At 56.3% G+C, this 10,042-nt stretch carries 8 protein-coding genes; 3 read left to right on the top strand and 5 right to left on the bottom strand.

Annotated elements, in window-relative coordinates; translation table 11 throughout:
• Positions 1-177: 177 nt before the first annotated feature.
• Positions 178-507 (bottom strand): hypothetical protein, encoded by a 330-nt coding sequence (locus J2Z18_RS16960; RefSeq protein ID WP_007127733.1) that lies wholly within the window; start codon positions 505-507, stop codon positions 178-180.
• A 221-nt stretch (positions 508-728) separates the two neighbouring features.
• Positions 729-1,298 (bottom strand): xanthine phosphoribosyltransferase, encoded by a 570-nt coding sequence (locus tag J2Z18_RS16955; RefSeq protein ID WP_007127732.1) that lies wholly within the window; start codon positions 1,296-1,298, stop codon positions 729-731.
• 199 nt (positions 1,299-1,497) lie between these two features.
• Between J2Z18_RS16955 and J2Z18_RS16950 the strand changes: the two genes are divergently transcribed.
• Positions 1,498-1,734 carry a hypothetical protein gene (locus tag J2Z18_RS16950; RefSeq protein ID WP_210095058.1) on the top strand — a complete coding sequence of 79 codons (237 nt, stop codon included), beginning with the start codon at positions 1,498-1,500 and terminating at the stop codon, positions 1,732-1,734.
• Entirely contained in the window at positions 1,731-2,777 is a 1,047-nt protein-coding gene (locus tag J2Z18_RS16945; RefSeq protein WP_007127731.1) for a YkvI family membrane protein, read from the top strand. Before J2Z18_RS16950 ends, J2Z18_RS16945 begins: the two co-directional genes overlap by 4 nt.
• Positions 2,778-2,841: 64 nt before the next feature.
• Here the strand turns inward: J2Z18_RS16945 and J2Z18_RS16940 are convergent, their stop codons facing one another.
• From J2Z18_RS16940 to J2Z18_RS16930, 3 genes are read right to left on the bottom strand one after another with little or no spacing between them, the layout of a single operon-like run.
• Positions 2,842-6,069: an AAA family ATPase gene (locus J2Z18_RS16940; protein WP_007127730.1), complete on the bottom strand. Its 3,228-nt coding sequence runs from the start codon at positions 6,067-6,069 to the stop codon at positions 2,842-2,844.
• The gene (locus tag J2Z18_RS16935; protein WP_007127729.1) at positions 6,066-7,379 is read right to left on the bottom strand and encodes a metallophosphoesterase family protein; all 1,314 of its coding nucleotides are present in this window, start codon (positions 7,377-7,379) and stop codon (positions 6,066-6,068) included. Before J2Z18_RS16935 ends, J2Z18_RS16940 begins: the two co-directional genes overlap by 4 nt.
• A gap of 9 nt (positions 7,380-7,388) precedes the next feature.
• Positions 7,389-8,525: a glycosyltransferase family 4 protein gene (locus J2Z18_RS16930; RefSeq protein WP_007127728.1), complete on the bottom strand. Its 1,137-nt coding sequence runs from the start codon at positions 8,523-8,525 to the stop codon at positions 7,389-7,391.
• Between the two features lie 114 nt (positions 8,526-8,639).
• Here J2Z18_RS16930 and J2Z18_RS16925 point away from each other — a divergent pair, with 114 nt between their 5' ends.
• A complete protein-coding gene (locus J2Z18_RS16925; protein ID WP_007127727.1) occupies positions 8,640-9,806 on the top strand; it encodes a GGDEF domain-containing protein in 1,167 nt (388 codons plus the stop codon).
• Positions 9,807-10,042 lie beyond the last annotated feature (236 nt).

Raw genomic sequence — 10,042 nt, 5'->3', positions numbered from 1 at the left:
ATGGTCTTGTTGGTCAAACCCTCGATCCCTCCACCCGCATAGCGGGTGGTTTTTTGTTTCGCACGCTTCGCGAGCTCAACTGGCTAAAGCCGTAACAAAAAGACCTAAATGAAACCATTTAGGTCTTCCTGTACGATATGGATAAACATCTGAAGCCTCAGATGTTCTATATTCCCATTAACGCTGCGCTGGCTCAATGCTGTCATTCTTCTCGTACCAGAAATCCAGCACCGTCGAAGACATGACGCGCTTCTCGATATATTCCACTTGCTGCGGCGTAAACTGCTCCTTCCACTCGAAGGAAAGCTCTTCGCATAGACCGGCAATCGTCAGAAGTTCGGACCAGGCAACATATCGTTTGTACCAGAAAAACTGAGGATGTTCAATCATATAGGGATATAGATCATCGAACTCCGTATGTTTACAGTCCAAAGCACGTTCAAAGTGTACCTTCGCTTCATTCAGCTTCTCAATCATAAACGGCTCGGTTACAGGTTGTTTCCCCATGTTGCTGCCTCCTCTCTCTTGCCTATACCTCTTTATTATAAGCGAAAATGCCCGGGGCGAAAAGAATTTGTTGTGATTTTAGGCCGAAAATTCGAATCGACAAGCGGTTGCCCACTTAAAAAAACAAGGTTCGCCAAGCTTCGCTTAGGGCGGCAGTTGGTATCGGCAGCGCGCGGATGCGACTGCATCGGCAGGATCGATCGGGATCACCTGCATCCCGGCTAGTCGAAATGAATATGTCCGTCCTCCAGCGAAGAAATGGTGACCAGGGATTCCACGCGAACATTCTGCTCGCGGAGTGTCCGCGCACCCGCCTGGAAGCTTTTCTCGATCACGACGCCAAGACCAACAAGCTCCGCGCCGGCCCGGCTGATAATTTTGATCAAGCCTCTGGCTGCATCGCCATTGGCAATAATATCGTCAATGAAGAGTACTCTGTCATTATCCCGTATATACTGCCTGGACACCATGATGTCGGTCACAATCCCTTTTGTAAAAGACGGAACCCGTTCGCATAAAGCATCCGGATCGGCGAGCAGCGTCTTTTTCCGCCGGGCGAACACCATCGGCACCCCGAGCTCCAGCGCAGCCGCAAACGCGACCGATATGCCGGAGGATTCCAGCGTAATCACCTTCGTCACGCCTTGATCCCGAAAACGCCTAGCAAATTCCCTGCCCATATCCATAATAAGAGCCGGGTCCACTTGATGCGTCAGCAGGGCGTCCAAGATCAGCACCTGATCCGACAGCACGACCCCCTCTTTAACAATCCGCTCCTTTAACCAATCCATCCACAATGACCTCCCACCCATTCCTTTGTCGTAAAAGTAACATATTCAACCCTTGTACGGCAAGTACAAACGCTCCACCCGTCACTTATCCGTCATGTAATTACACGGGAATTCGTCATTATACCTGACATTGGGAGTGGAGCCATCGGTTCACCTTACCATGTGCCCCTTCTGAAGCACGGTGTAAGGATGTTGCAGTGTGATGCTCGCTTGTGCGATGCATGGCAGTGTGCTGCATGGCAGTGTGCTGCATGGCAGTGCGCTGCATGGCAGTGCGCTTCCCGCCAGTGTGCTGGGAAGCGCAAGCACCAAGCACAATCCCCCTAAACCCAGCGTGGCAGGACAGGTTCGAGTCATGTCCATGCGCGGTCAGGCATACCTTGTACTATACACAGATGTGCCGATCACACCATTAGCAAGGGGGCTTAGCGCTTGAAGGATATTATCCGTGTTTTCCAGATCGCTTTCACATATATCGGAACCATCGTCGGCGCAGGCTTTGCCACCGGCCGTGAAATCCTACAGTTTTTTACCCAATACGGTCACTGGGCAACCCTTACCATCATTCTCGCAACCGGTTTGTTCATTTGGCTCGGCACGAAAATCCTGATGATCTCCAGGCGGATCGGCGCGAAATCGTTCGAGGATTTAAATAAATTTTTGTTCGGCTCGAAGTCAGGGAGCTGGATCAGCGTGTTCATGTTCGTCATTCTGCTTGGCGTCAACAGCATCATGCTGGCCGGCGCCGGGTCGGTGTTCGTGGAGCATTTAAATATCGGTTATCAGACCGGCTTGTTCGTAACCATGATCGGGGCCTACTTCATTCTGAGAAAGGGCATCCAGTCCATCATGACCATGAACTCGCTCGTCGTCCCCATGATGATTACATTATCCATTGCGGTGATCTCGCAGACGTTCCAGGCTCCCGGCGCCACCCGGTTTCTCACCTTAACGACGGATCAGAGCCTGCCCGCGGCATGGCTGGCCCCGCTTCTGTACACCGCCTTTAATTTGGTGCTGGCGATGCCCGTACTGGTGCCCCTCGGCAATCAGACCGAAAATACGAATGTCGTAAAATGGGGCGGCATCCTCGGCGGAGCGGGGGTTGGATTTATGCTGATGGCTGCCCATTTCGCCTTATCCGCGCAGATGCCCGGCATCGCCCAGTTTGAAATTCCGATGGGGAGCATTGCCGCTCATCTCGGCTGGTTCGTGCAAATGATCTACCTGATCCTGATCTTCCTCGAAATCTTCAGCACCTTCGTGGCGAATATATACGGGATAACACTGCAGGTGCAGCAGTGGACCTCATGGTCCTCAAGAACGATCACTTTCGGGATCATGCTGTTCTGCTATTTCTTCAGCCAATTCGGCTTCAGTTCGCTGCTGTCGCTGCTCTATCCGATCTTTGGCGGCCTCTGCCTGCTGTGGGTGCTGCGCCTCACCTTGTTCGGCACCCCCTTGACGAACACGAAGTAAGCGACCAGCATTTAATCGAAAAAAAGACCGGTTTCCTCCGACTGGAACCGGTCTTCCCTTATATTTACATTACGATGACTTGCGCCCCGGGAATACGCTGCCGGATCTGATCTGTAACGTGCGGATGACACGTCATCATGACGATCTGGCGGCTGTGCGACAGCTCGGATATCAGCTCCAGGACATACCCGAGCCGCCGGCTGTCAAAATTGACGAACAGATCATCGAGCATAAGCGGAATGCCCGCCGCATGCGGCATGGATTGTACCAGAGCAAGCCGCATCGCCAGATACAGCTGCTCCGCCGTCCCCCGGCTCAACTTCGCGCTCTCGACAAGCCCGCCGTCCGGCCGCTCGGCTAATAGGGCATGATCTCCCATGCGCATAACGATCCTGCTGTAGGTGCCGCCTGTAAGCTTCGAGAAATAGCGGGAAGCAAGCCGCAGCACCTGCGGCTGCTTCTCCTGTTCATAGAAGCGTCTTGTGCGCTCAATCAGCCCAGCTGCAATGGCGCGAACGGCATATTGGCTGACGAGCTCCTTCAGCTCTGCCCGCTGCTCCTCCAGCTGCTGGTTCGCAGAGTCGCGATTCCCGGCGGCCTCCAGCGATTCCCGCTCCTGCAGCAATCTTCCGCGCCGCTCCTGAAGCTCATCCCGCAGCTCAGCCAAAGAGGCATCGGCCGCCTCCCGCTCTTTGAGCATGGCCTCCAGCGCCGCACCGTCGGCCGATTCAAGCAGCTGTAAGACCTGGCTTCGGAGCTGGCTGCCCAGCCCGCTGAACATCGTGATTTCATGATGACGGACCGTGCGCTCCAGCTCTTCCTTTCGCCGTGCGGCAGCGCCCATCCGCAGATAGGCTTCCCCGTCGGCTGCCCCGGACAAGCCGAGCAGCTGTTCCTTCCGCTGCAGCACTGCCGAGCGGGCTTCGTCCGCGGCTGCCGCTTCTTCCTGCAGCTCCAAGAGCCGATGCCGAAGCGATTCCCGCTGTGCCGAAGCCTCTTGATACTGCTTCCAGCGCCGGTGCAAATCGCCGAGCAAAGACAGAATGGCATCCGGGGTAGTCAGGGACTCTCTGTTTCGCTCCGGGTCCTGTTCGCCCTGAGCCAGCTCAAGGCAGGAAGCCGCATAAGCCTTGGCATCTCGCGTTAGCTCAGCGATCTTTGCCGCTCTCGCTCTCTGCTGCCGCACGATCTCTTGCCCCTGCTCAATCGCACTAAACATATCCAGCATCGCATCAGGCGACAGGCTCTGCGGCAGCAAACGCTGCATCAGCCAGGATTCCCACTGCCGCTCCAGCTGGACAAACCGCCTCTCTTCACTTTGAATTGCACTCTCGATCGCCGATCGCTCGGCAGCCTGGAGCTTAACCTTCTCCTCGGCCGAAAGGCACTCGGACGTCAAGCGGTCCAGCCGCTGACGCCATGCCTGCCAGGCATCCATGACCGATCGGAGCTCCCGCAGCTGAGCCTCCACCGCGAGCGGATCCCGCGCAGGCCGCGCTTCGGTCTTCGCCCGTCGGCTCCCCCGATACTCCAGCGTCGCAGCGGCAGCATGGTATGGACTGGAAACAAGCTCCGACAACAGTTGTTCAACCTCATGGGCATCATCTCCGCCGGGCTCCCCGGCAGAAGGGGAGGATTCCCGGGAAGGACTGTCCTTCACATTTCTTCGGCCGCTCCAGATCACATAGACCATACCCGCCAGCATGAGCACGCCGGATATAGCTGCTGCGCCGTTCGCACCGCTCCAGAACAGGAAGGACACCAGGACAACCGTTAATATGGCCATGACGGCAAGCAGGCCCGAATAAGCGGACGGCAGCCAGCCATGCTCGCTTGCCCCGGAAGCCTTAAGCTCAGGCAGGGCCTGGCTGAGCCTTCGCTCCCGCCAGCGCTCCGCCGTCTGCTGAAGCCGGCTCCATAGCATGGCCGTCTCTTGTGGCGAGCGGGGCTTAAGCATCGCAAAATTCTCTTTCCCCCGCTCCATCTCCTCGCGCAGCTGCCGCCGTGCTTCGCTTAATTCAGACTCCGCAGCGACTGCCGCCCGCTGGGCTCCGCGCAGCTCCAGCGACAGCTGCTCCATCCGGCGGTCATAGCCGGCAAAGGCAGCTCCGAGCCGCCGAACCTCCTCGCGTTCGGCCGCCGAGGTGGACAGCGCGAGCAGCTCCGCCTCGGTCCAGCCCGGATCGATGCTTCGCAGCAGCCCTGCAAGACGGTCGGCCTGGGCCGTTTGCTCTGCCGTAAGCTGTGCAAGCTCGCGGTTTCCCGCCTCATACAAACTCCGCTTGCCCCATAAATCCTCAATTCGCTGTCCCTGCTCCTCCAGCCATGTCAGCCGGGGCATGTCGGCAAGCTTCGCCTCGGTATCCCCGAGCGCACGCTCGATCCGCTGGATCTGCGCCTCCAGCTGCAGCAGCTCCTCTTCGATTCTCTCCCACCTCGCGGCACCCTCCGGCGGGAAGCTGCCGCAATCCGGCAAGCCGTCCAGCTCCAGCTTGGCCTCACGCCAAGCCAGCCACAACGGGCGGATATCAATCGCCTTGCGCAGCAGCGTTAGATCCTCTGCAGTGTCCGCGCGTTCAAGCTCCAGCCTCTCCAGCCGGTCCTCCGTTTCCCGGATAGCATCGATGACCTCGTTATAACGAGGGACATACGTCCTGCTCTCTGTCACCTCCGCCTTGAGCTGCTCGATGGACTGCAGCAGCTTTGCCGCATGCTGTACTTTGCCCCGCGGCTTATACAGCTTGTCCATCTCCTGCGTCAATCGGCGCTCGGCTTCCAAAATATTCGCGCCGCCGCCGATTCCGGCATGGAACAGATAGCCGCTGATCTCGGCGGACTGCAGGCTGCGAATTTCCTGCAGCTCGCTAAGCGAGATGGCAAACAGCTGCCGGAACATATCTTTCGATACACCGCCGAGCGCTTCCCGTTCAAGGTCATACTGCCCCAGCTCAAGCACCGTGCCGTCACCGGCCTGCTTCTGGATATGTACGCGTTCCTTCCGGCTTCCCGCAGAGCCCTCACTCGGCTGACCAAAGCGGCGGATCGTCCATAACGTTCCCTCATCGTCCAAGAAGCGCAATTCTCCCCCATGAACGCCGGAATCCGCCGGTTCACCGCGCTCCGCCGGCACACTCTTTCCGGGAAAGCCGTACAGCATTGCTCTTATAAAATACAGCACCGTGCTCTTACCCGCTTCATTCGGCCCGTACAGTACCGTTACCGGCGCCTCGATCGGGATACGCTTGTCCTGTACGCCGCCGAACCCCTGAATATGCAACCGCTCAAGCCTCATATCCCGGCACCTTCTCCCCGCTTAGACTCTTGAGTCAGCAGCGTAAGCGTCAGCTCCTCCGCCCTGCGCAGCCAGTCCAGCAGTTCTTCGGCGGGCATGCGTTCGAGCAGCGCCCGGATTTCGGCATGCTCCATCAGCGGCGCCAATGCATAGGGTACAATCCCGTCGTCCGCAAGCAAGCGCTGCTCCGACTGCTCCTTGCGAGCAAGACGGAGCAGTTCCCCGGCGAAGCTGTCCTCGGCAAGCAGACGGTCCAGATCAAGCACATCCCCGGATTGAAGCGCGAAGCCCTCGATCCAGACGCAGCCGCCGTAGCCCTGGGTCTTCGCCTTAGCCGCTTCCCTTCTCCTCATCTCGCTTAGCAGCTCATCGAGCACGTAGCCGTTTTCAAGCTGCCGGTGGACAGGACTGCGGCCCGTGATCATGACCCGGACCAAACTGAGCTTCTCCCTGTTTTCCTCCGCAACCTGCCCGAGCGTACGCTCCAGGTATTGCCTCCATTCGTCCACGCTGCCGCATCCATCGATCGGCGCTTGCACCAGGCTCCACCGCATGGAGTCCAGCTCATGGAAGCTCAGCACGGTGTTATACCCCTCGTCGACATCGACGACATAGCACCCTTTCGGTCCGGTTTCCTTGATATGCCGCCCTTGAATATTGCCCGGATACACAATATAGGGCGATTCCTGCAGCATCCGACGGGTATGGATATGCCCGAGCGCCCAGTAGTGATAACCGGCCTGCGACAAATCCTTACGCGTGCACGGCGCGTACGTTTCGTGCTGGGCATCGCCATCCACATTCGCATGAAGCAGCCCGATATGATAAAGCTCCCGGGTTGCCTGCGGATAGGTAAGCGCAATATTATCCGTCACCTTCGATGTCGGATAGGACATGCCGGTGATCTGCGCCACCTCCCGCTTGTCCGAACGCCGGACGGCCGTCACCCGGGAAGGCTCGGCCCCGAACTCTTGAACGTTCGGGGGCAGCTTCACCGCAAGCTTCGCGCTGTCCAGCGGATCGTGGTTTCCATGGATAACGTATACCGCTATTCCCTCCCGCGCCAAGGACTCCATCGCATCCAGGAAGCGAAGCTGCGCGCGGAGCGAAATGTTGGAACTGTCATAAATATCGCCGCTAATGACCATAAAATCCACCTGCTCGCTTACGGCAAGCCGAACCAGCCGTTCCAGCGCCCGGAAGGTCGAATCCTGAATGAAGGAGCGCATCCCGTCATCCAGTCCCCGCAGGCCGATGAACGGACTGTCTAGATGGAGGTCCGCAGCATGTATAAATCGAAATGAAGCCATAGCCGCTCTTTAGCTCTCTTTCTTCGGTTGATAATTCAAATACATTTTTTTCAGCTGATTGACTGAACGGGACAACGAATATTGGTTTTTCGCCTTATCCGACGCGGTCCGGGCCAGCTCATACCGGTACAGCGGGTCCACGATGACCTTCTCCAGGGCGTCCGCCAGCGCATTCGGATCCTCCGTCGGTACCAGCAGCCCGTTCACCCCGTCCTCAATCTGCTCCGCAATACCGCCGACATTGGTGCCGACTAGCGCAAGGCAGCTCAGCGCCGCCTCCGCGAATACGGAGCCGAAGGCTTCCGCCCTCGATGGCAGAACGAAGATATCAAAGAATGGCATGAATTCCTCGGGATGAAGCGTATAACCGTAAAATATCGTTTCCTGGTAAATGCCCAGCGATTTGGCCATCTCCTCCAGCTCTTGGCGAGCAGGGCCGTCTCCGATGATATGAAGGACATAATCATGGCCTTTTCGTTTCAGCTCGGCGCAAGCCTGGAGCAGAATATCCAGTCCCTTCGCAGGAACAAGGCGGCATACAGTCACCAGCTGAGGGACCGTATTTTCATGGGGAACCGGCTTAAAGCGCCGATCGTCGAATCCGTTATGGATGACCTCGATCGAATCGGCTTGATCCACATATGGAGACATATAGGACTTGAAGGATTCCGACACCGTCACCAGACGGTCGCTGATAAACTCAAGCTCTTTGTACAGAGAGGTGAGGAAACGGTGCTCAGGCCCGCCCTCTCGAATTTTTCCGTTCAAAATCAGCTCCCGCTCATAACTCGAATGGACGGTTTGGATAAGCGGAACCTCCGGGAATACGGCTTTCATGGACATGCCTGCAATCGGATGATGGCTATGAATGAGATCATAAGGCTTTTGGATGCGCAGCCGGGTCCACCATAAATAATCCCGGTAGGTCTGTATATATTTTGCAACAATCGGACTTTCCTCGAATTCCTTCCAATCAAAGGTATGAAAGACCGGATCCTCGTGGCCTTTATTGCGGATCCGCTTCGGGAGCCAGAACATCTCCATCTCCCATCGGGAGGAATGGAACCGTTCCTGCAAATATGGAATCATCGACGATACGCCGCCCGGCTGTTCAGGAGGGAAGAATAATGCTTGAAGAAGTTTCATGGGGATCTCCCTTTCTATAAATCTCTTTCTTTAAATCTCTTTCCAGAATCTTTTTCGATATGATATATTAGAACATATGTTTCATGCAAAGGAAACCTACAGGAGTGAAGCCATTTGTCCACAGATTTGACCTCTTGGTCGACTTCGCCTCTGCCAATGATATTCGCTGTCTGCGGGGCTTGCATCGCGTTCATGATGCTGATCATGTGCCTTTTTATGTACAGCAGGCAGCGGAAGAGCGCATATATTTATATGGCGGCCGCTTTCTCTTTCATTATGACACACGAGGGTCTGAACATCCATTCGGCATGGATCGGAATTGTCGATTTTTCGCCAGAACCGATCGTGCTTCGCATCATCCGCCTCTTCTCATTCGTGCTGCTCAATATGTCCGTTGTCATGCTGTACCGCAAAATCAAGACGATGCATTACTGGCTCCCGCTGCTGACCGCCGCCCTTCTATTGCTTCCGCTGATTCTTCCATCATTTCTGTCCTTCACCATTGATCCGGTCTGGCAAAGCGTATATTTTGACGTCATCTTGCTCTGCGCTTTATATGTCGCCTTTACGAAAGGGGTTCCGCGCATCGGGCAGCCCGTGAAATATGCGGTCGGACTTGCCGCCTACGCTCTGTGGTTCGCGCTTCAAGCCGTACAAACCTACACAGGCATCGTATCCATCCCGCTGCAGGGCTTTGCGCTCGCGCTCCCGGTGTTGTTCTACACCCTTGTATTCTTCATCCTGTTCCGGCGGATCGTAGAACTGATGCAATCCATCTATCGCTCGGCGATCACGGATGGCTTGACCGGCCTATACAACCGGAGACATTTCATGAAATACCTGGATCACTACACTGCCCAGGCTTTGAAGATATCCGCGATCTTCTGCGATATTGACAATTTCAAGAAGCTGAACGATACCCAGGGCCACGCCAGAGCCGATGAAGTGCTGAAGCAAGTGGCTGCCATCATGGAAGAGGAGCTAGACGGGATCGGGATTACCGGCCGATACGGAGGCGAGGAGCTGGTTGCGCTCGTGGTGGATCGCAAGATCAAGCCCTCCCAGGTTGCCGAGAATATCCGGGCCCGCGTGGCTGCGGAGACCATCGTGACCATCAGTGTCGGATACAGCGTGCTCCGTCAGGGCGTCCAGGGGGACGAGCTGATGAATCAAGCCGACAAAGCGATGTATCATTCAAAAACGACGGGTAAGAATAAGGTTACCGATTACCGCTCTTTGGAGGAATTGCTCAATGAGCCGAAGGAAGCCGCCGTCCAGTAAAGGCCAAGGCCGTCCCTTAATCAGGGCGGTCTTTTTTTGCGGCAGAGCGGGTCGTAATGTATTCTTTACGAGCACCGCTGCCGCGTGATAAACTATTGACCGTTCCTCAAGAGCCCGGGAAGTTGCCGCATGGAATTCGCATGATGTTTCGTCCTGGCGCGGCCGCCTTCCTAAGTGCCGTTACCTTATAGTTGCTTCTGCGTGAGCTGCTCGTGGTTACGAGAGAGAACAACGGA

It is taken from the genome of Paenibacillus lactis (genome assembly GCF_017873605.1).
GTDB lineage: Bacteria > Bacillota > Bacilli > Paenibacillales > Paenibacillaceae > Paenibacillus_AQ > Paenibacillus_AQ lactis.
The sequence above is the reverse complement of the archived record's forward strand: the minus strand, read 5'-3'. Positions and strand labels throughout refer to the sequence as shown.